The organism is Nonomuraea sp. NPDC003560 (genome assembly GCF_042878785.1).
GTDB lineage: Bacteria > Actinomycetota > Actinomycetes > Streptosporangiales > Streptosporangiaceae > Nonomuraea.
The window spans coordinates 780612-801261 of record NZ_JBIAOF010000002.1 but is presented as its reverse complement, the minus strand read 5'-3'; the positions used below and the strand labels follow the sequence as shown (position 1 = coordinate 801261).

Sequence of the window (20650 nt, the reverse complement as noted above, 5' to 3'; positions counted from 1 at the left end):
GATGATCGCACACTGACTCCAAATCACCGATTCCTCGGTGGATACTGAGCAGATGGCACGTGACGGCAGGCCGACCGAGATCTTCGTCAGCTACTCCCCGGCCGACACCGCCTGGGCGACCTGGATCGCCTGGGAGCTGGAGGCGGCCGGCTACCGGACCATGATCCAAGCCTGGGACTTCGTGCCCGGCACCAACTTCATCGACTTCATGGACCGCGGGGTCAGCGAGGCGCAGCTCGTCGTGGCCGTGCTCTCGCGCAACTACCTCACCTCGCGCTACGGGCGCATGGAGTGGCAGGCGGCCATGCGCGCCGACCCCGACAACCCCTCCAACAAGCTCGTCACGATCCGGCTGGAGGACGTGCAGCTGGAGGGCCTGCTGTCCACGATCACCTGGGTCGACCTGCTCGGCGTCACCGACTCCGGGCAGGCCAGGGCGCTGCTGCTGGGCCGGGTCGGCGAGGCGCTGGCCGGGCGGGCCAAGCCGGCGGCGGCCCCCGCCTTCCCCTCCGGCCGGGTCGTGCCGCCTCCGGCCGTCCCGACGCTGCCCCCGACGACCGACCTGGCCAGGGCCCGCCGCACCCCGGTGACGGCCCCCAAGTTCCCCCCCTCGGGCGGCGACGACCGCGGGCGCGAGTCGGTCAACGTCCTGCACATCGGCGGGCCGAGGTTCGGGCGGGCGCTGCCCGATCCCGGCGAGCCGTTCACGCCGGAGGACATGCAGGCCCGCATCTGGGCCGACCTGACGGCCATGTACGACCGGGGCATGCCGCGTCCCGACCTCATGGTGGTCAGCGGCGACCTGACCGAGTCCGGCAGCCTCGGGCAGTTCGCGCAGGCCACGCAGTTCGTCACCGACCTGCGGCTGCTGATCGGGCTGGAGCCCCACCGGCTGGTGCTGCTGCCCGGGCCGCGCGACGTCACCAAGGCCGCGGCCAGCGCGTACTTCATGACCTGCGAGGCCGACGACGTGAGCCCGCAGCCCCCCTACTGGCCCAAGTGGCGGCATTTCGCCGGCCTGTTCCGCGAGGTGTACCAGGGGCTCGACGACCGGGTGTTCGACGGCGGCCAGCCCTGGACGTTGTTCGAGGTGCCCGACCTGAGGGTGGTCGTGGCGGGGCTCAACTCGACGATGGCGATGAGCCATCTGGAGCGCGACGCGTACGCGCTGCTGGGCGAGGCGCAGGCCGCGTGGTTCGCCGAGCGGCTGCGCCCCTACGAGGAGAGCGCCTGGCTGCGGCTGGGCGCGATCGGCCATCCGCCCGCCGCGTTGCGGGACGCGCCCACGTTCGACCGGCTGCTCACCCACCGGCTCAACCTGCTCTTCCACGGGTCCGGCGCGGGCGTCCCGGCCGCCGAGCCGCGGCCGGGCTTCGCCGCGGTCGCGGCCCCGCGCTCCGGCCGCCACCAGGTGATCGAGATCTCCCCCGACGGCATGCGCACCTGGACGCCCGACACCGGCAAGCCCGCGCGCGCCCGGCACGGCTGGCGGGCGGTGCGGGCCACGTTCACCGGCGAGACCCCCGGCACCCCGCCGCCCGCCCCCCAGCCCGAGGAGCGCGAGCCGAGCCCTGTGGAGCTGCTGCTCGACCGCATCACCGAGGTCTGCGAGGCCCGGCACGAGCGGGCCAAGATCCGGCGCTTCCCCGACCACCTGGTGGTCACCCATCCCGAGGACGGGTTCGTCCGGCAGCTCATGATCGGCGCGCACGTCGGCGAGCTGACCGAGGCCGCCGCGACCGGGTTCGCCCGCCGCGCCCACGCCGCCGACCTGGCCGCCGAGCTGATCTACCAGGGCCCGCCGGCCTCCCGCGCGCTCCGCGACGACCTCATGCGCAAGGGCGTGCGGGTGCGCAGCTTCCTGGAGTTCCAGGGCCTGCTCGACCTGTCGGGATATGTCGCCGAGCAGACCGCCCGGCTCACCGGCGACCGCCGCTACCCGCCCGGCCTGTACGTCCCCCAGCGCTACCGCGAGCTCGACCGGCCGGGCAGCCAGATCAGGCAGGGGCTCACCGACGAGCTGATGCGGCTGCTGGCCGCCGACCACGGCCGGTTCCTGCTGCTGCTCGGCGACTTCGGCCACGGCAAGACGTTCGCGCTGCGCGAGCTGGCCAGGCGCATCCCGGCCGAGCTGCCGCACCTGACGCCGATCTTCATCGAGCTGCGCGCCCTGGACAAGGCCCACTCGGTCGACGCCCTGGTCGCCGCCCACCTGGCCGGGCACGGCGAGGAGTTCATCGATCTCAAGGCGTTCCGCTACCTGCTCCGGCAGGGGCGCATCGTGCTGCTGTTCGACGGGTTCGACGAGCTGGTCACCCGGCTGACCTACGACCGGGCGGCCGACCACCTGGCCACCCTGCTGGCCGCGGCCGAGGACAAGGCCAAGATCGTGGTGGCCAGCCGTACGCAGCACTTCAAGTCGCACAGCCAGGTGCTGACCTCGCTCGGCGAGATGGTGGGCGTGCTGCCGCAGCGGCGGGTGCTCAGCGTGGAGGACTTCACGCACGACCAGATCCGCTCCTACCTGGCCAACCGGTTCGACGACGGCGACGAGGCCGGCGCCCGCATGTCGCTCATGGGCGAGATCAAAGACCTGCTGGCGCTGGCCCAGAACCCGCGCATGCTCAGCTTCATCGCCGATCTCGACGCCGACCGCCTGCGCACGGTCGCCGGCGCCCAGCACACCCTCAGCCCGGCCCTGCTGTACGAGGAGATCCTGAGCACCTGGCTGGCCTTCGAGGAGCGGCGGGCCCGCGTCCCTGGCTCGCCCGGCGCGTTGTCGATCGGCGAGCTGTGGCGGGTGGTGACCGCGCTGGCGCTGCGCCTGTGGGACAGCGGCGAGACGCTGCTCGGCGTCGACGAGCTGACCGAGATCGGCGAGACGCTGAGCGACCTGGCCTCGGGCCAGCTCTCGCCCGCGCACGCCGCGCACGCGATGGGCTCGGGCAGCCTGCTCGTGCGCACCGAGGAGGGCATGTTCGGGTTCATCCACGCCTCAGTGATGGAATGGCTCATCGCCCGCCACATCGCCGCGAACCTCGACAATCCCCTCCCGCTGACCCGCAGGCCGCTGTCGGCGCTGACCGTCGAGTTCCTGTGCGACCTGGCCGACGTACGGGCGTTGCGCGCCTGGGTGGCCGACCCGCCCGCCGACGACGTGGCCATGGCGAACGCGGTCAAGATCGCGGCCAGGCTGCGCACCCCGGCCAAGGCCGACCTGCGCGGCGCGAACCTCAAGGGCGAAGACCTGTCGGCGCGCGACCTGCAGGAGGTCGACCTGACCGGCGCCGACCTGTCGGAGGCCACCCTCGCCGGCACGAACCTGTCCAGGGCCGTCCTGCGCGACGCGAGCCTGGCCGGCGCCCGGCTCGACGGCGCCCGGCTGACCGGCGCCGACCTGACCGGGGCCGACCTGTCGGGCGCGCGGCTGGCGCAGGTCGACCTGAGCGACGTCACGGTCGAGGGCGCCCGCTGGCACCGGGCGTCCCTGATCAACGTCACCGGCACGCTGCCGCACCTGCCGGGCGCGGCGGTGGTGCCGGGCCAGCCGGTGGAGGTGGAGTTCGCGCCGGCCGGCATCGGCGTCCCGTACGGCTACCACTTCCAGACCTCCCGCCTGCCCGAGCCCATCGCCTACAGCCCCGACGGCTCGACCATCGCCATCGGCAACGAGGACGGCGGCGTGCTGCTGTGCGCGGGCGGCTCCCCGGTCCGCACCCTCCAGGGCCACCGCGGCCGCGTCTACGCCGTCACCTTCGCCGGCGACCTGCTGGCCACCGGCGCGAGCGACGGCACGGTCCAGCTCTGGGACACCCTCACCGGCCGGCGCCTGCACACCCTGACCGGCCATCCCGACGGCGTGTGGCCGGTACGCCTCAGCGCCTCGGGCGAGCTGGTGGCGGCCGGCGGCGGCGACGGCGTGGTCCGGGTGTGGGAGACCGCGACCGGCCGGCTGGTCCACGAGCTGCCGGGCCACCGGGCGCCGGTCTACACCGCCTCCTTCGGCCGCTCGCAGCTGGTGACCGGCGACTCCGCGGGCGTCGTCCGGGTCTGGGACCTGGCCACCGGGGAGACGGCCGTGACCCTCGACGGCCACCGCGGCAGCGTCTACCGGGCCGTGCACAGCCCCGACGGCACCCTGCTGGCCACCGGCGACGAGGCGGGCACGATCCGGCTCTGGGACACCGCCACCTGGTCCCCCCGGCACGAGCTGACCGGCCACACCGGCAGCGTCTACTGCCTGACGTTCTCCCCCGACGGCTCGATGCTGGCCAGCGGCGACACGTCCGGCAACGTGCGCCTGTGGGAGCCGTCGGGCGAGCCGCTCGGCGTGCACACCACCCACACGGCGGCCGTCTACCAGGTGACCTTCAGCCCCGACGGCCGCACGCTGGCCAGCGGCGACTCCGGCGGCACGGTCCGGCTGCAGCCCGTGGGCGGCGGCAAGCGCGTCGAGCTGACCGGGCATCGCAGCTCGGTCTGGCCGTTCGCGTTCCGTCCCGACGGCCAGCAGCTGGCCACCAGCAGCAACGACGGCACCGTGCGGCTGTGGGACCCGATCTCCGGGCAGTGCCAGCGGGTGCTGCGCGGCCACGGCCGGCGGATCTCGTCGGTGCGCTTCAGCGCCGACGGCTCGATGCTGGCCACCAGCGGCAACGACGGCGTCGTCCGGGTGTGGGAGCCGCGCACCGGGCGGCGGCTGCGGGAGTTCACCGGCACCGCCGACCGGCTGATCTCCGCGCTGTTCTCGCCCGCCGGCCCGGTGCTGGCCACCTCCAGCAACGACGGCGGCGTGCACTTCTGGAACGCCACCACCGGCGACTACGAGCGCGAGCTGCACGCCGAGACCGACCACGTGTGGGCCGAGGCGTTCAGCCCCGACGGCAACATGCTGGCCACCGCCAACGACGACGACAGCGTCAAGATCTGGTACCGGCCGACCGGCCGCATGGCCGTCGACCTGGTCGACCACCGGGGGCGGGTGCGCTCGATCGCCTTCAGCCCTCTCGGCGACTACGTGGCCACCGGCTGCGACGACAAGCTCGTCCGCCTGTGGCACGTCTCCTCCGGCGGCCGGGTGGCGACGCTGGAGGGCCACACCGACCGGGTGTACTCCGTGGCCTTCTCCCCCGACGGCCGCTACCTGGCCAGCGCCGGCAACGACGGCCGCGCGCTGGTGTGGGAGCTGCGGCCCGGCCAGCCCTGGCAGCCGCGCCTGGCGCACACGCTCACCCAGCACGAAGGCCGGCTGTGGAGCCTGGCCTTCGACGCCACGGGCCGCCACCTGGCGACCGGCGGCGACGACATGACCGTGCGGGTGTGGGAGACCGCGACCGGGCAGCTGCTGCACACCCTCACCGGGCACGCGCGCCGGGTGTGGTCGGTGGCCTACAGCCCCACGTCCGACCTGCTGGCCAGCGCCGGCGACGACGGCGTGGTGATCCTCTGGGAGGGCGGCGAGCGGCGGGCGACGCTGCTGGGGCTGCCCGAGGGCTGGGCCGCCCTGGCGCCGGACGGGCGGTACAAGGTGCACGGCGAGCCGGGCGGGCAGTTCTGGCACGTCATCGGGATGTCACGGTTCGAGCTGGGGGAGCTGGATCCGTACCTGCCGGAGGTGAGCCAGGTGCCGCTCGACTCGCCCTTCTGACCGCAGGTGGGTGACTGCTATCCGCGGGCGGCGCGGCGTACGAGCTCGTGCCAGACCTCGTCGACCCGGGCCTCCAGGTCGTCGAGCGAGCCCTCGTTGGGGATCACCAGGTCGGCGGCGGCCAGGCGGTCCTCCCGGCTCGCCTGGGCGGCGATGCGGGCCTTGGCGTCGGCCTCCGGCATGCCGCGGTGGTCGGCCAGGCGCCGGATTCGCACCTCGTCGGCCGCGTCGACCACGATCACCACGTCGTACATGGGGGCCAGCTTGTTCTCCACGAGCAGCGGCACGTCGTAGACCAGGATCGCGTCGTCGGCCGCCTGGCCCTGCAGCTCGGCCACCCGCTCCCCCACCAGCGGATGCACGATCGCGTTGAGCGCGGCCAGCCGGTCGGGGTCGGCGAAGACCACCGCGCCCAGCCGCTCCCGGTTCAGCGAGCCGTCGGGGCGCAGCACCCCTTCCCCGAACGCGGCCACCACCCGGGACAGCCCCACCGTGCCGGGCTCGACCACCTCTCGCGCGATCTTGTCGGCGTCGATGACGACGGCGCCCCTGGCCGACAGCCGCCTGGACACCTCGCTCTTGCCGGAGCCGATGCCGCCGGTCAGCCCAATCTTCAGCACCGGAAAAGACTACCCATCCCGGCGTACCCGGTCATCCCGCCGGCTCGCTCAGTACCCGCCGCGGCGCGGCGCGGCGGTCGGACGGCGGGAGGGGTTGGCCCGGCCCGTGGGCTTGAGGTCGCGCGCCGGCTGGTCGTGCCGGTGCGGAGAGCGGGCCTGCTGGTCGGACCTGGCCTGGGTGATCGTGGCGGGAAGTTTGATCTGCATACTTTTTCCTCCTTGGGGGGTGGGGGTCAGGCGCGGGTGAGCCAGGTGACCTGGGCGCCGTTGTCGAAGGACTCGCGCCTGGTCGGGGTGAACAGGGTGGGGCTGAACCGGCCGGAGAACATGGAGATGCCCGCCCCGGCCACCACGGGGTAGCGCTTGAGGATGATCTCGTCGATCTCCGGGAGCAGGGAGCCGGCGAGCTTGCCGCCGCCGCAGAGGTAGATGTCCATGCCGGTGTCCTCGGCCTTCAGCCGCCGGACGAGCTCGATCGGGTCACCCTTCTCCACGTGCACCGTGGGGTCGTCGATCGTCAGCGTGCTGGAGACGACGTACTGGCGCAGGTGGGAGTACGGGCTGGTGGTGGGCACCTCCAGGGCCGGCTCGAAGGTGCCGCGGCCCATCACCAGGGTGTCGAACACCTTGTTGGGCACGCCCTCAAGGCCGACGAGCCTGCGGACGTGGGTGGGCAGCGTCTCGGGATAGCGGGTGTTGATCCAGTCGGCCATCTCGGCGGACACGGGGTAGAAGTCGAACTCGGCGCCGGGCCCGGCGATGTAGCCGTCGAGGGAGACGCCGATGTAGTAGACAAGCTTTCGCATTCGGAGCAACTCCTACTGTAGTACTATGACTGAAGTGGTTTGAACATAGTACTACGTCTGGAGTGGTGTCAAGTGCGGAAGAATCCCGAGCGGAGGCAGGCGCTGATCGACGCGGCCATCGAGGTGCTGGCCAGGGAGGGAGCGCGCGGGCTGACGTTCCGGGCCGTCGACGCCGAGGCGGCGGTGCCCCCCGGCACGGCCTCCAACTACTTCGCCAACCGCGACGACCTGTTCACCCAGGTCGGCGGACGCATCTACGAACGTTTGCTGCCCGACGAGGCCACGCTCGCCCGCGGCCAGGAGGGCGTGCAGGACGAGACCCGCTACGCCGAGCTCATGCACGAGCTGGTGGACCGGGTCACCGCCTTCAACTCCGGCTACCTGGCCCTGCTCGAACTGCGGCTGGAGTCCACCCGGCGTCCTGAGCTGCGCGCCGTGCTCACCAAGCGCATCCGCGAGGACATCGACGCCAACATCGGCTACCACGCGACGTCGGGCCTGCCCGGTGACTCGACCTCGGTGGTCCTGCTCTACCTCGCCCTGAACTGGCTCATCGTCGAACGGCTGACTTTGCCGGACATCTTCAGCGAGCAGGAGGTCCGCCAGCTCGTGGACGCCGCCGTGCGGAGATCACTGCACGGCTGACAACGCGTTCACCGGGCCAGGAGCTTGCCGAAGGCGGTGTCGGGCGAGGCTGGGCCGAACTGGTCCGCGTGGCAGACCTGGGTGCCGGTGGCGAGGACGCAGCCGGACGAGCCGCGCAGGACGGCGGGCCTGCCCGCGCGGCAGCTCTGGGCAGGGGCGCCTGCGACGACCTCGGCCTTGCCGTCGCCGGTGACGTCCAGGACCTTGACCGAAGCGGCCACCCGCCTGCGACGGCTCACCGATCGGGTCGGTGGCGCTCCCGTCGGGGGCCGTCATGGCGTCCTGGGTGATGAGACGGGCCGCGAGGCGAGCTCTTCCTCCCTGGAATCACCACAACCCCGCCCGCCCGGACGCCGTGGCGCCGGGCACCGGACAGGCCCCCGAAGAAACGATCAGTCTGCGCTGCGGCGCAGGTGGATCAGGGTGAGGTGGTCGTCCATCCGCTCCCGCCGGGTCTCGCGGTAGCCCAGCCGCCGGTACAGCCGCAGGTTCCCCTCCGACAGATGCCCCGTGAACAGGTCGAACGCCCCCGCCTCCGGCACCTGCTCGTGCAACGCCGCGAGCAGGGCCGTGCCGAGCCCCTGCCCCTGCCGGTCGGGCGCGACCACCAGCCGTCCGACCAGGCAGGTGGTACCGGCCACCTGCCCGCGCACTGCGGCGACGATCCGGCCGGCGTCCACGGCCTTGAGCACGACGCCCGTCTCGACGGCCTTGCGCACCTGCTCCAGCGACTCCACGAGCGGCGGGATGTAGGGGTCGCCGTAGAGCTGGGCCTCGCTCACGTACGCCGCCCGCTGCAGGGTGAGGATCTCGCCCGCGTCCGCCGCCACCGCCCGTTCGATCTTCACGCCAGCACCCTATCTGCTGCCTTCCCACCGCCACCGCCGACTTCCCGCCCTCTGACCGCCCGCCGCCCGGCCTTGGACGGTCCTCCCGCGCTGCCGGCTAGGGAGCGTTGCCCGCTGTGAGCTCCCCGGGGCAGAAGGTGCTCTGCTTCGGCAGGACGCCGTTGACCAGGTAGTCGTGCACCTTCGTACGCAGGCAGGCGGCGCGCAGCCTGCTCACGCCCTGCGCCAGGTACGCGCCCTGCCCGTCCCCGTGCCACAGGACCCTCGCCCCGGGGATCTGCCCGGCCGCCCTTGCCGCCCCGGAGGACGGCGTCTCGTTGTCCAGCCGTCCCACGCCGACCAGCACCGGGGGCACCTTGAGCCCGGCCGGCAACGGGTGCGGTGCCCAGCCCGGCGAACGTGCCGCCCCCAGGCATCTGGCGACCTCCGCCCGCCCGCTCAGCCACCCCACCCGTGGGGCCGCCTTCCGCAGCCGCGCCTCCATCTGGAGAAAACGGCGATAACCGGGCGCCGCCAACCCGAAGTCGTGACACCACCTGACCCCCTCCGCACTCGCCGGCCCCACCTCCCCCACCTCGGACGCCACTCCCCCCACCACACCGGGAGCCGCCTCCCCAGGCCGCGACACCGCCCCCGCCGTCCCTGAAGCCGCCCGCGCATCGGACGCGACGCCTCCCCCCGCCACTCCTGAGGCCGCCCCAGGGGCCGCGGCACCAGGGGCCGCCTCTCCAGGAACTGCCGTGTCCGGGACCGCCGTGTCCGGGACCGCCGCTCCAGGAACTGCCGCTCCGCGCCGAGAGGTCGCCCCAGCCGGTCCCTGAGGCGTCGCCCCCGACCTCCCCGGCAGCGCCTCAGAGGGCCGGGTGCCGACCGGTGCGGGAGGCGTCTGCCCTGCGCCGAGGGGCGTTCCCGCCGTACCTGCGGGGGCCGCCTGGCCTGTGCCGGGGATCGCTCCCGCCGTGCCGGGAGGTGTCTGTCCTGCACCGAGGCGGGCTCCGGCCGTACCTGCGGATGCCTTCGGGGCGGGAGGGGTGGGTTGTGGGGGCTCGGCGGGGAGCAGGGCGGCCAGGCCCGTGGCGTCGCCTGTTCGGGCTCTGGAGAGGGCCTGCGCGAGCGCCGGCCACCGTGCGGGCGTGAGGCCCGCCCATACGGCGGCGGCGATCTCGTGCCCGCTCACCGTACGCTCGCCGCCACCGAGCCGCAGAGGCGCACGCCTGACCAGACCGTCGAACACCCGGACGGCGTCCGCGCGGCCGAGCGGGCAGCCGGGACGGTTCCGGCACCAGTCGCGGAAGTACCCGAGCTGCCGCTCCTGGGCGCGGGCATGGGCTAGCAGCCGCCGTTCGAGCCCGGTCTCGGTGTGGTCGGGCAGCCCCTCCAGGTACATCCGCCCGGCCCGGCCGGGGAACAGCTCCAGGTACGCCTGCCCGTACACGCTCCCGTAGCCGTTGCCCAGGTAGCGCAGCCGCGACTCCCCCAGCGCGGCGCGTACGGCATCGAGGTCGTGGGCGACCTGCCAGGACGTCAGCCCGGCGTAGGCGGGCCCGAGCGCGGCGCGGCAGGCCCGGTCGTGGACGGCGTTGTCCCGGGCGAACGCGCGCCAAACCGTCCGCCCCTCGGCCACCTGCAGCCGGGCCGGGTCCGGCCGGGGTCGGGGGCACGCCCCCGCGTGCCCCCCATCCCCGGCCCCGCGCGCCTCGACCAGCACGACGTCGAACCATCTGGCCAGTTCGCCGACGGTGTCCGGCCGCGCCACGACCTCTCGGACGACCGACGCGGCCCCCGTGTTGACCACCAGCGCGCCGAGCCGCCGCAGCGGGTCCTGGGCGGGCATCATGGCGAGCCGGACGGCCACGCGGGCCTCGCGCGGCTTGGCCCAGTCGGCGGGGACGGGCAACGTGGCGCACCGCAGCCCGCCGCCGCACTCGGACCAGACGAGCCTCTCCCGCCCAGGCGCCGGCCGCACCGCCCCGGCAACGCCCCGCTCCTCCAGCCCCGCCGCCCCGAGCTCCGACGCTCCGAGCCCCTGCCCTGCCGACCCGGCCGCCCCAAGATCAGACGCCGCCGATCCGGCCGTCCCGAGCTCCGACGCCGCCGATCCGGCCGCTCCGAACTCCGAGCCTGCCGATCTGGTCGCCCCCACGTCCACCCCAGCCGATCCGGCCGTGTCCTGCCTGGGCTTCTCCGGCCAGGCCGCCTCGGGTCGCGGCTCCGCGAGCTCGGTCACGTCGCGTTCCGGCCATGGGGTCGGCGAGGCGACCAGGCGCATCGCCTGCCCGACTCCCCCGCCTGCCGCCGGAACCAGGACGGTGACCGCCGCCACCACCGGGATCACGCGCCGAACCATACGCACCGCATCGCCCCCGAACGCTCGTACCTCCAGCCGCATGTCAGTTTTCCAGCGGCCGTCTTCGCAGGTAGAGAAGTCGTAAAAGGTCGATGGGTAAAATCTCGCGCCCGCTCGGCGATTCTCCGTGCCACCGAACCCCCGCCCCCTCACAGAACCCCGCTCGGGCCAGAGGAGGGAGAAGACAGTAATCAGACTCTCAAGGACTGCCCAGCCCCACCCTGCGGCTCAGCCTCCCCTCCTTGAGGGAGGCGACGCGCCACATGCCAGGGTGGCACCAGCGCCTCCGTCGTTGCCGTCCGTACCTGGTCGGGAAACGGCGAGAAGGCAGACCCGGGCAGCGGGCGCTACGCCGCGAAAGCCGGCGACCGAGCGGGCAGCGTGTTCTTGAGCGCGGCCGTCATCCTTGGACGGGTTGCGTGATGCGCTCAAGCCATCGCCGCAGAAGGGCGGTCTCGGCCGGTTCCAGGGCCTCGGTCCCGGTGAGGTCGAGTTGTGCGTGCAGGCGCAGCGCGGCGGCGTACAGCGGGTCGGCGTCGTTCTGGGCGGCCGGCCCGGTCAGGACGTGCGAGAACACGGCGTCACGCATGCGGTGGGACAGCGCGGGGTCGTCGAACAGAGCCGGTCTGGCGATGTGGTCGAGGGCGGTGCCGACGTTCGCCGACAGGATCAGCCGAGCGGCGGTCTGCGGCTCGGCCTTCAACGCCCCCGCCGCCGCGCACCGCGTGAGCGCCGCCACCAGCAGGTCCATCACGCGATCTCGCGCTGTCGAGTGTGACCACGGCCGCGGAGTGAACATCAACTGGTAGAGGGCCGGCTTCGCCCGGGCGAAGGCCATGTGGCCGTCCCAGCCGGCGTGCAGGTCGGCGACCGGGTCGCCGGTCTGCTCCTGGGCGGCCTTGAGCGCGGCATATTGCTCGTAGCCGTGGTCGGCGACGGCGTCCAGCAACCCGCGCTTGTCACCGAACAACCGGTAAAGCACGGGCTGGCTCACGCCGACGGCCTCGCAGACCGCACGCGTGGCCACCTCATGGTCCAAGGACGACGCCAGCTGCCGCTCCGCGGCCTCGATCATCGCCGCGCGAAGCGCGTCCGTCTCTGCCATGCGATCGATGATAGCGCCAATCAATAGCGGCGATACGAAGTGTGCTACCGTCGATTCGCGTAACGCCGATACGGAGAATCCGTATCGCTGCTAGAAATCAGGGAGTTTTCCATGAGTGACCAGCGTGTGGCCGTCGTCAGCGGCGGCTCCCGGGGGATCGGCAAGGCGATCGCGGTGGCGCTGGCGGCACGGGGCTGTGCGGTCGCAGTGGGGTTCCAAGGGTCGGCCTCCGCCGCGGCGCAGGTGGTCGAGGAGATCGCGGCATCCGGCGGCCGGGCGATCCCCGTCCAGGCCGACGTGGCCGACGAGAACGCCGTCGCGGAGATGTTCGAGGCGACGGAGAAGTCCTTCGGCGGGGTCGATGTGGTCGTCAACTCGGCGGGGCGGCTGTCGTTGTCCCCGATCGCCGACCTCGACCTCGACGAGCTGGACGCTCTGCACCGCACCAACATCCGCGGCGCGTTCGTGATGGCCCGGGAGGCCGCGCGCCGTATGCGCGACGGTGGCGCGATCGTCAACCTGTCCACCTCCGTGGTCGGCCTGCAGTTCCCGGGCTACGGGGCGTACGCCGCCAGCAAGGGAGCCGTCGAGGCGATGACACTGGTGCTCGCCCGGGAACTGCGCGGGCGGAACATCACGGTCAACGCGGTCGCGCCGGGCCCGACCGCCACCGACCTGTTCCTCGACGGCAAGACCGAGGCGACGATCCAGCAGCTCGCCAAGCAGCCGCCGCTGGAACGGCTCGGCATCCCCGAGGACATCGCCGAGGTCGTCGCCTTCCTGGCGAGCCCGGCCGGGCACTGGATCAACGGCCAGGTCGTGCGCGCCAATGGCGGGATCATCTGATGGCCGCCGCGCGACAGGCCATCCTCGTCACCGGGGCCTCCAGCGGGTTCGGCCGGCGAGCCGTTCCGGAGTGGCGGCGGGCGCGTCGCGGTCCGCGATTCGCCTTATGCCGACGCCGACGGTGTGCCCGGCTCGTGCCAGGGCCGGAGCCGTCAGGACGGTAGCGAGGTCGTCTCGATCGTCGCCGACCGTATCCGACCGTATCCGCGCCGGGTTCTACCGCCGCGCCGGCGGCGCAGACCTCCGGCCATCCGCGGCCTCACTCTGAATCTCCACACGAAAGACATCCCAGGAGCTTAGATGTCAAGCCGCGATCGATTCCGCGTGATGCGACCAGGCGGTCGCCTCGTCGTAGACCGTGCCGGTTTTGAGGCATCCATGCAGGATGCCGACGAGCCGGTTGGCGAGCTGGCGCAGCGCGGCGTTGTGGCCGGAGCCGCGAACTCGTTGCCGGTCATAGTAGGCGCGTGCACCAGGCGAGAGTCTCAGGGCACTAAAGGCCTGGGTGAGCAGGGCGTCGACGAGCCGGTCGTTGTGGACGAACCGGGCCAGAGCGACCTTCTTCTTGCCGGACGCCCGGGTGATCGGGGAGGTCCCGGCGTAGTTCTTGCGGGCCTTGGCGCTGGCGTATCGCTTGGGGTCGTCGCCAAACTCTGCGAGCACCCGGGCACCCAGGACCATCCCCAGCCCGGGCTGGGAGAGGATGATCTTAGCGGCCGGGTGCGCGCCAAAATGGGCCTCGACCTGCCCTTGCAGCGTCTTGACCTGGGCGTTCAACACGCTCAGGACCGCGAGCAACGCCTGGACGGAGGCGGCGTAGGCGTCGATCACCACCTCCGGCTGACCAAGGTGCTCAGCGCGCAACGCCGCCTGGATCACCACGGCCTTGTCGGCCACGTTCTTGCGGCGGGCGTGCTGCAAAGCGGCACTGATCTGCCCGATCGTCAGCCTGGCGGCCTGCGCCGGGGTAGGGGCCTTGGCCAGCAGCTCCAGGCTGTCGACGGCGTCCAGGTCCTCGAAGGCGACCAGCGCAGCCGGGAAGTAGTCACGCAGCGCGTGCCGCAGCCGCTGGGTGTGCCGGGTCCGTTCCCAGATCAGGGTCTTGTGCGTGCGGGCCACGACCTTGATCGCCTCGGCCTCGGCCGAGTCCCCCGCCACAGCGCGCAGCTCGTGGGCGTGGGTGCGGACCATGTCGGCCAGCACGTGCGCGTCCCCGGCATCGCTCTTGGCTCCCGAGACCCCGAGCCGGTCCCGGAACCGGGAGGCCTGCAACGGGTTGACCGCCAGCACCGTATACCCGGCAGCGACCAGCGCGGCCACCCACGGTCCCCGGTCGGTCTCGATGCCCACCAGCACCTCGACCTCATCGGCGTCGTCTCCGGCCAGCTCGCCAACGATGGCGTGCAGCCGGGCCATCCCGGCCACGCCCTCGGGCAGACGGGCCTTGGCCAGCCTCCGGCCGGAGCCGTCCATCACCTCCACATCGTGATGTTCCTCGGCCCAGTCATCTCCCATGAACAGTCGCAACGGTCCTCCCGTTCTCGATGCCGATCACCCTGAGCAGCCAGCGGGAGAACCTCAGCGACCTAATCAAGCAGTGCTCACGCCACCAGGGCAGGCACGACATCCCATCAGCGATCAACTCTCCCAGCCAACGGCAGGGGCACGGTCTTTCGTCAGGACTCACCGTCCAGGAAACCGGAGTGCTCACCTGCCGGCGGCTACCACCAAGGAGTCTGCCGGATGGCCTACTCCCAGAACTGATTAGGAAACCGACATGCCGTTCGCCAACCTCAAGGTTCCCGCCGACACCCTGACCCCCGAGTCCAAGAAGAAGCTCATCGACGCAGTCACCGACGCCTATGCCACCGTCTACGGAGAACAAGCTCGGGCCACCACCCTGGTCCTCCTGGAGGAGGTTCCGGACGGCGGCTGGGGTCTGGGTGGCAACATCCTCACCGCGGACATACTCGGCCGCAGCTGACCCGTCCGGGACACCGGGCCGCCCCCGGCCCGGTCCCACCGCCGAGCCTCACCCCGGCCCCCAGCGCAGAGACCGTGTGACCTGTCCCGAATCGCCCAACCAAGTCGCGGATGTACCCGCGCCATCCCGGACAGCAGGGCCAGCCGCGGTGAGTGACCACACCTGGGGTCGGGTGGGCCGGAGGCCGCAGCTCAAGCGCGGAGGGCGCAGCTCAAGCGCGGAGGGCGTCGATCAGGGCGTCCACGGCGGCGAGCGCGACGGAGGTGTCGAGTCCTGCGCGGGAGACCAGGGACAGGCCCTGGACGGTGAACAGCAGGAGCTGCGCCTGGGCCTCGGGGGTGGCGGCCCGGACGACCTCGCCGTCGGCCTGCGCGCGGCGCAGGGCGTCGGCGACGATCCGGGTGAAGCGGTCGTGCGAGCGGGCGACGATCTCGCGGGCCTCGGCATCCTGCGGAACCAGTTCGGCGGTGGTGTTGCCGATCATGCACCCTTGCGGAACGCCGGCCTCGGAGGCGTACTCCTGTGTCCGGGCCGGGTTGGCGAGCACCTCGCGCAGCGCCGGCAGCACCGGCCCGGACGCCAGCGCCGCGATCAGCTCACGCTCATAGGTGTCCCAGTACAGCTGGACCGCCGTCAGGTAGAACTGCCGCTTGTCGCCGAAGGCGCCGTACAGGCTGCCCCGCTCCAGATCCAGCGCTTCGACGAGGTCCTGGATGGAGGTCTCTCCGTAGCCCCGCGACCAGAACAGCAGCAGCGCGCGCTGCAGCGCCTGGTCCTTGTCGAATGCGCGAGGGCGTCCTGTCCGTGCCATGTGCCCAGGTTACGACTTTTTGACCGCTTGCACAAAAGTCTGTACGTTGAAGGCCGAGCGACTTATTGAACGGTTGCATAGAAGTCGCCGGCGCTCGCACCCGGCGGAGAGGCGGAACCCCATGGACTTTCACAGCAAGACGGCGCTGATCACCGGATCGGGCGCCATCGGCGGGCTCGGGCACGCCACGGCGAAGGTTCTCGCCGCCGGCGGGGCGAACGTGATCATCACCGGCACCGACCCGGGCCGCGGCGCCCAGGTCGTGGACGACGTGCGGACCAGCGCGACCGGCTCCGTACGCTTCATCGGCGCCGACCTGGCCGACCCGCAGGCGGTGCGGCGGCTGGCCGAGGAGGCCGGGGCGGTGGACATCCTCGTCAACAACGCCGGTGTCGTCCCGTTCAGCGCAACCGCCGACCAGGACCTCGCCGCCTACGACGCGGCCTTCGCGGTCAACGTGCGCGCGCCGTTCATCCTGGTCGCCCAGCTCGCACCGAAGATGGCCGCCGGCGGGGGCGGCAGCATCGTCAACGTCACCTCCACCGCCGCCGGTCTGGGCATGCCGCCGATGGCGGTCTACGGCGCCACCAAGGCAGCGCTGGAGTCCCTGACCCGCACCTGGGCCGCCGAGTTCGCCGCCTCCGGCGTACGCGTCAACGCCGTGGCGCCCGGCCCGATGACCACCTCCAAGGTGGTGGCGGTCATGGGACCGGACGTCGGCGGCATGGGCCTGACGACCGCGCTCAAGCGCGCCGCCGCCCCGGCCGAGGTCGCTCGCGTCATCGCCTTCATCGCCGGAGACCAGGCCAGTTATGTGACCGGCGCCGTCGTGGCCGCCGACGGCGGACGCACCGCCATCTGACCCCGAACGCACCGGCCAGAGCCACGTCCGCAGTACGGGGCCGGCCTCTGGCGGGTGCCTCGCGATGGCGGGACGGCCCGTCATCATCACCACCACCATGCGTTATGCGCCAGTCAGGAGGATGACTTCATGGGGCGTCTTGCAGGAAAGCACGCACTGATCACCGGCGGGACGAGCGGCATCGGGCTGGAGACAGCTCGTCAGTTCCTCGCCGAGGGAGCGATTGTCGCGATCACCGGCCGCTCACCGGAACGGCTGGCCGAGACCGCCCGGCAGCTGGACGGCCCGCTGCTGCCCATCGTCAGCGACGCCGGCGACGTCCCCGGCCAGGCGGCGCTCGCGGCGCGGTTGCAGCAGGAATGGCCGAAGCTCGACATCGTGATGAGCAACGCCGCCGACGTCACCCATCTCCCGATCGAGCAATGGAGCGAGGAGGCGTTCGACACGCTCGTCGCCACCAATCTCAAGGGGCCGTTCTTCCTGGTCAGAGCTTTGCTTCCGCTCTTGTCACAGCAGGCCTCGGTCATTCTCGTCGGCTCGGTCTCCGCCTACGTCGGACACGAGAACGCGGCGGTCTACGGTGCCGCCAAGGCGGGCCTGCTGTCCCTTTCCCGCGGGCTGACCTATGAGCTGAAGGACCGGGGCATCCGGGTCAACGGGCTGAGCCCGGGGCCGACCCTCACGGACGCGTTCAAGTCGCTGGGCCCCGAGCGACAGGCCGCCATCTACGACGAACTCCGGCGGACCGTGCCCCTGCATCGCATCGGCACCACCACCGAGGTGGCGAAGGCGGCCGTCTACCTGGCCTCCGACGAGTCCGCCTACACCGCCGGCACCGTCCTGCGCGTCGATGGCGGCATCGGGGAGCTCGCCTACTGACCTCCATGTCAGCGGCCTGCCGACGGTCTTGGCTGCGCGGATCAGCGAGCGTGTCGTCGTATCGCTGATCTTGCCTGAGGCGGCCACGACCTCCGCTCGGGCGCGGCCACACCCCTGCTCGCAGACCGGCGGCCGGTGGGAGTGGCCTCGGAGGACGACCACCTACTCACGGCACGGCACGGTGTGTCGATGTCGGAGTCGCGCCGGCGGCGGCGCGAGCACCACCAGGCCGTCGCCGTCACGGCGGCCCAGCTCATGACCACCCCGGCGATCCCCCTACGGCAAGCCCCCCGCGAGGCCCGTCCCGGAGAAGGGCATGAAAAAGCCCCGCACGGAAACCCGTGCGGGGCTTTTCAAGGCTGAGCCTTAGCTCTGGCCGCCCGCGAGCTTCTCGCGGAGGGCTGCGAGCGCCTCGTCAGAGGCGAGCGCGCCGCTGGCCGGAGCCGACGACGAGCTGCCCGACGGAGGAGCGGTCTCGCCGCTGTAGGACGAGGGAGCGGCCTCGCCGGCCTCCGCCTCGGCCTTGCGGGCCTCCTCGATCTGCTTGCGGTGAGCCTCGAAGCGAGTCTGGGCCTCGGCGTACTGCCGCTCCCACTCCTCACGCTGCTTGTCGAAGCCCTCGAGCCACTCCCCGGTCTCCGGGTCGAAGCCCTCGGGGTAGATGTAGTTGCCCTGGTCGTCGTACGTGGCCGCCATGCCGTAGAGGGTCGGGTCGAACTCGACCTCGGTGCCGACACCCTCGTTGGCCTGCTTCAGCGAGAGGCTGATGCGACGACGGTCGAGGTCGATGTCGATGATCTTCACGAAGATCTCGTCGCCGACCTGGACGACCTGCTCCGGGATCTCCACGTGGCGCTCGGCCAGCTCGGAGATGTGGACCAGGCCCTCGATGCCCTCCTCGACCCGGACGAACGCACCGAACGGCACCAGCTTGGTGACGCGGCCCGGCACGACCTGGCCGATCTGGTGGGTACGGGCGAACTGCTGCCACGGGTCTTCCTGCGTGGCCTTGAGCGACAGGGAGACGCGCTCGCGCTCCATGTCGACGTCGAGGACCTCGACCGTGACCTCCTGGCCCACCTCGACGACCTCGGACGGGTGGTCGATGTGCTTCCAGGACAGCTCGGACACGTGGACCAGACCGTCGACCCCGCCGAGATCGACGAAGGCGCCGAAGTTGACGATCGAAGAGACGACGCCCTTGCGGACCTGGCCCTTCTGCAGGGTGTTGAGGAACGTCTGGCGAACCTCGGACTGCGTCTGCTCCAGCCAGGCGCGGCGGGAGAGAACCACGTTGTTGCGGTTCTTGTCGAGTTCGATGATCTTCGCCTCGAGCTCGCGGCCGACGTACGGCTGCAGGTCGCGGACCCGTCGCATCTCGACCAGGGAGGCGGGGAGGAAGCCGCGCAGGCCGATGTCGAGGATGAGACCACCCTTGACGACCTCGATGACGGTACCGGTGACGATGCCGTCCTCGTCCTTGATCTTCTCGATCGTGCCCCAGGCGCGCTCGTACTGGGCGCGCTTCTTGGACAGGATCAGGCGGCCCTCTTTGTCCTCCTTCTGGAGAACCAGGGCTTCGACGTGCTCCCCGACCTCCACGACGTCAGCAGGGTCGACATCGTGCTTGATCGAAAGCTCGCGCGAGGGGATGACACCCTCGGTCTTGTAGCCGATATCGAGAAGGACCTCGTCTCGATCGACCTTGACGACGGTGCCCTCGACGATGTCGCCGTCGTTGAAGTATTTGATGGTCTCGTCGATCGCTGCGAGGAAGGCTTCCTCGGACCCGATGTCGTTGACCGCTACCTGCGGGGTGCTCGAGGTGGCCTCAGTGCTGGACGTCATGTGTGGAATTGCTCCGAACGCGGACAGGATGTCGATGTGGCGGATGCGCGGCAGGCCCTCTTCCGCATCAAGCCGAGGAATTACGACATCGACGTGACCGAGCGCGAGCCCGCTCCGTCTGAGGCGCGCGCGAGCCCACAGCGCAGCGATCAGCATATGAGACCTTGGCCACGGGGTCAATCCGGAGGCACATCAGTACCCGATGATCTGGGACTCCCGCTTGGGGTTGATATTACCCCGTAGTCTGCGCGGGACGGAGATCCGCGTGGGATCGCCGTCCGAGACGTAGCGCTCGCCAGGGTGCTTGTTCAGCCACTCCAGCCAGTACTGCGAGCACCACTTGCGGCACTCTCCCCGCTTGCCGTTGCTCTGGATCCGCTGGATCGCCCCACGGTCGAAGTTTTTCGCGAAGGGCGAAAGCGACGGCTGGGCCCCGGCGAGGAACACGCCCGCGAAATCATAGCGGGTCCCGTCCCAGGAGCCGGTACGGGCGAGCTTCTTGGGCCGCGGCAGCGACCCGTACGGCAGGGCCAGGGTCTTGTCCGGCGGCGCCCCCAGCTTCTTCAGCAGGCGCTCCAGCCGGACGATCTGCTCGCGCACCTTCTTCTTGCCCAGCCGCCGCAGGTCCGGGTGGGACCAGGTGTGGTTGGCGACCTCGAAGCCGTGATCGACCAGCCACCGCACCGCGGCCGCCTGCCGCTCCCGGTCGCGCAGCCCGAACGGCTCACGGGTGATCCAGAACGTCGCGGCCGGCCGGAACGAGGGGTAACGGGCGGCCACGTCGAGGATCACGCCGACGGCGGTGTCGGGCTCGGGGTTGCCCGCGTCGTCGAGCGCGAAGTGGCTCGGGTGACCGTCGTCGAACGTCAGCACGACCGGGAACCGCCCGGCCGGCACCCGGATGTCGCCGGTGGCGAACTCCCTGGCCGTGATGGGCACGTAGCCCTGCCTGGCCAGTTTCTCCAGCTCCTGCCTGAGCTGGGCGGGGGTGCGGTCGATGGAGGCCACGCGCTTGCGCAGGATCCGGTGGTACATGATGACCGGCACCAGGCCCGCCTCGTTGGCGCGCACCTGCCGGGCGAACTCGGGGGTGGCGACCACGCCGGGCGGCTGGGAGGTGTCCTGCGGCTGCCCCTGCGGGGGTGAGACGGGGGCGATCACGCCGACCCGGGCCGACGCCTGGGTAGTAGGAGTCTCACCGTCAGGTAAGAGGCTCAGCCCGACGACGGCCACGGTCACCACGGCCACGTTCGCGATTGCGATGATCCGCGTGAAGGACGCTGGTACCCGCACAAATCTCCCGACATCTCGGCCAAACTGTCATCAGCGTAGACGAGAAGCCCCGGAGACGGCGGGGCCACGCCGTTCGCGATATGTCGGACTGCCCCGCCGTGTCGGGATA

Annotated in this window: 17 protein-coding genes; 6 read left to right on the top strand and 11 right to left on the bottom strand. The window is 71.6% G+C overall.

The features are described 5' to 3' along the window. Nucleotides 1–52 precede the first annotated feature (52 nt). Nucleotides 53–5647 (top strand): TIR domain-containing protein, encoded by a 5595-nt coding sequence (locus ACFYUV_RS09055; protein ID WP_387666623.1) that lies wholly within the window; start codon nt 53–55, stop codon nt 5645–5647. A 17-nt stretch (nt 5648–5664) separates the two neighbouring features. On the opposite strand, the gene coaE is transcribed toward ACFYUV_RS09055, so the two are convergent. The 3 genes from coaE to ACFYUV_RS09040 are packed head-to-tail and all read right to left on the bottom strand — an operon-like array spanning nt 5665 to nt 7073. Continuing rightward, nucleotides 5665–6267 carry a dephospho-CoA kinase gene (coaE, locus tag ACFYUV_RS09050; protein ID WP_387666621.1) on the bottom strand — a complete coding sequence of 201 codons (603 nt, stop codon included), beginning with the start codon at nt 6265–6267 and terminating at the stop codon, nt 5665–5667. A 48-nt stretch (nt 6268–6315) separates the two neighbouring features. Next, nucleotides 6316–6474 carry a hypothetical protein gene (locus tag ACFYUV_RS09045; RefSeq protein WP_387666619.1) on the bottom strand — a complete coding sequence of 53 codons (159 nt, stop codon included), beginning with the start codon at nt 6472–6474 and terminating at the stop codon, nt 6316–6318. 26 nt (nt 6475–6500) lie between these two features. Beyond that, nucleotides 6501–7073, bottom strand: a complete 573-nt coding sequence (locus ACFYUV_RS09040; protein WP_387666616.1) for a dihydrofolate reductase family protein — start codon at nt 7071–7073, stop codon at nt 6501–6503. A gap of 72 nt (nt 7074–7145) precedes the next feature. Between ACFYUV_RS09040 and ACFYUV_RS09035 the strand changes: the two genes are divergently transcribed. Next, nucleotides 7146–7718, top strand: a complete 573-nt coding sequence (locus ACFYUV_RS09035) for a TetR/AcrR family transcriptional regulator (protein ID WP_387666613.1) — start codon at nt 7146–7148, stop codon at nt 7716–7718. Between the two features lie 8 nt (nt 7719–7726). Here the strand turns inward: ACFYUV_RS09035 and ACFYUV_RS09030 are convergent, their stop codons facing one another. The 4 genes from ACFYUV_RS09030 to ACFYUV_RS09015 all read right to left on the bottom strand — a co-directional run bounded on the left by ACFYUV_RS09030 (nt 7727) and on the right by ACFYUV_RS09015 (nt 12018). Further along, nucleotides 7727–7957, bottom strand: a complete 231-nt coding sequence (locus ACFYUV_RS09030) for an FG-GAP repeat protein (protein ID WP_387666611.1) — start codon at nt 7955–7957, stop codon at nt 7727–7729. Nucleotides 7958–8110: 153 nt separating this feature from the next. Continuing rightward, nucleotides 8111–8566: a GNAT family N-acetyltransferase gene (locus tag ACFYUV_RS09025; RefSeq protein ID WP_364331199.1), complete on the bottom strand. Its 456-nt coding sequence runs from the start codon at nt 8564–8566 to the stop codon at nt 8111–8113. A gap of 97 nt (nt 8567–8663) precedes the next feature. Then, nucleotides 8664–10901 (bottom strand): alpha/beta hydrolase, encoded by a 2238-nt coding sequence (locus ACFYUV_RS09020; protein WP_387666608.1) that lies wholly within the window; start codon nt 10899–10901, stop codon nt 8664–8666. Nucleotides 10902–11313: 412 nt separating this feature from the next. Then, nucleotides 11314–12018, bottom strand: a complete 705-nt coding sequence (locus ACFYUV_RS09015; RefSeq protein WP_387666605.1) for a TetR/AcrR family transcriptional regulator — start codon at nt 12016–12018, stop codon at nt 11314–11316. A gap of 111 nt (nt 12019–12129) precedes the next feature. Between ACFYUV_RS09015 and ACFYUV_RS09010 the strand changes: the two genes are divergently transcribed. Next, nucleotides 12130–12864, top strand: a complete 735-nt coding sequence (locus ACFYUV_RS09010; protein ID WP_387666603.1) for an SDR family oxidoreductase — start codon at nt 12130–12132, stop codon at nt 12862–12864. 303 nt (nt 12865–13167) lie between these two features. Here ACFYUV_RS09010 and ACFYUV_RS09005 read toward each other — a convergent pair whose 3' ends face one another. Next, nucleotides 13168–14379, bottom strand: coding sequence for an IS110 family transposase (locus ACFYUV_RS09005; RefSeq protein ID WP_387667475.1), 1212 nt, complete (start codon nt 14377–14379; stop codon nt 13168–13170). 262 nt (nt 14380–14641) lie between these two features. Between ACFYUV_RS09005 and ACFYUV_RS09000 the strand changes: the two genes are divergently transcribed. Further along, nucleotides 14642–14848: a 4-oxalocrotonate tautomerase family protein gene (locus ACFYUV_RS09000; protein ID WP_387666600.1), complete on the top strand. Its 207-nt coding sequence runs from the start codon at nt 14642–14644 to the stop codon at nt 14846–14848. Nucleotides 14849–15059: 211 nt separating this feature from the next. Here the strand turns inward: ACFYUV_RS09000 and ACFYUV_RS08995 are convergent, their stop codons facing one another. Continuing rightward, nucleotides 15060–15659, bottom strand: a complete 600-nt coding sequence (locus tag ACFYUV_RS08995) for a TetR/AcrR family transcriptional regulator (protein WP_387666598.1) — start codon at nt 15657–15659, stop codon at nt 15060–15062. A gap of 121 nt (nt 15660–15780) precedes the next feature. Here ACFYUV_RS08995 and ACFYUV_RS08990 point away from each other — a divergent pair, with 121 nt between their 5' ends. Further along, nucleotides 15781–16521: an SDR family NAD(P)-dependent oxidoreductase gene (locus tag ACFYUV_RS08990; RefSeq protein ID WP_387666596.1), complete on the top strand. Its 741-nt coding sequence runs from the start codon at nt 15781–15783 to the stop codon at nt 16519–16521. Between the two features lie 54 nt (nt 16522–16575). Next, nucleotides 16576–17400 (top strand): SDR family oxidoreductase, encoded by an 825-nt coding sequence (locus ACFYUV_RS08985; protein WP_387666593.1) that lies wholly within the window; start codon nt 16576–16578, stop codon nt 17398–17400. Between the two features lie 366 nt (nt 17401–17766). Here ACFYUV_RS08985 and rpsA read toward each other — a convergent pair whose 3' ends face one another. Together rpsA and ACFYUV_RS08975 are read right to left on the bottom strand one after the other, a co-directional pair. Then, on the bottom strand, nt 17767–19248 hold the full coding sequence (gene rpsA / locus ACFYUV_RS08980; protein WP_352358288.1) for a 30S ribosomal protein S1: 1482 nt from the start codon (nt 19246–19248) through the stop codon (nt 17767–17769). Nucleotides 19249–19440: 192 nt separating this feature from the next. Then, nucleotides 19441–20496: a polysaccharide deacetylase family protein gene (locus tag ACFYUV_RS08975; protein WP_387666590.1), complete on the bottom strand. Its 1056-nt coding sequence runs from the start codon at nt 20494–20496 to the stop codon at nt 19441–19443. Between the last annotated feature and the right edge of the window lie 154 nt (nt 20497–20650).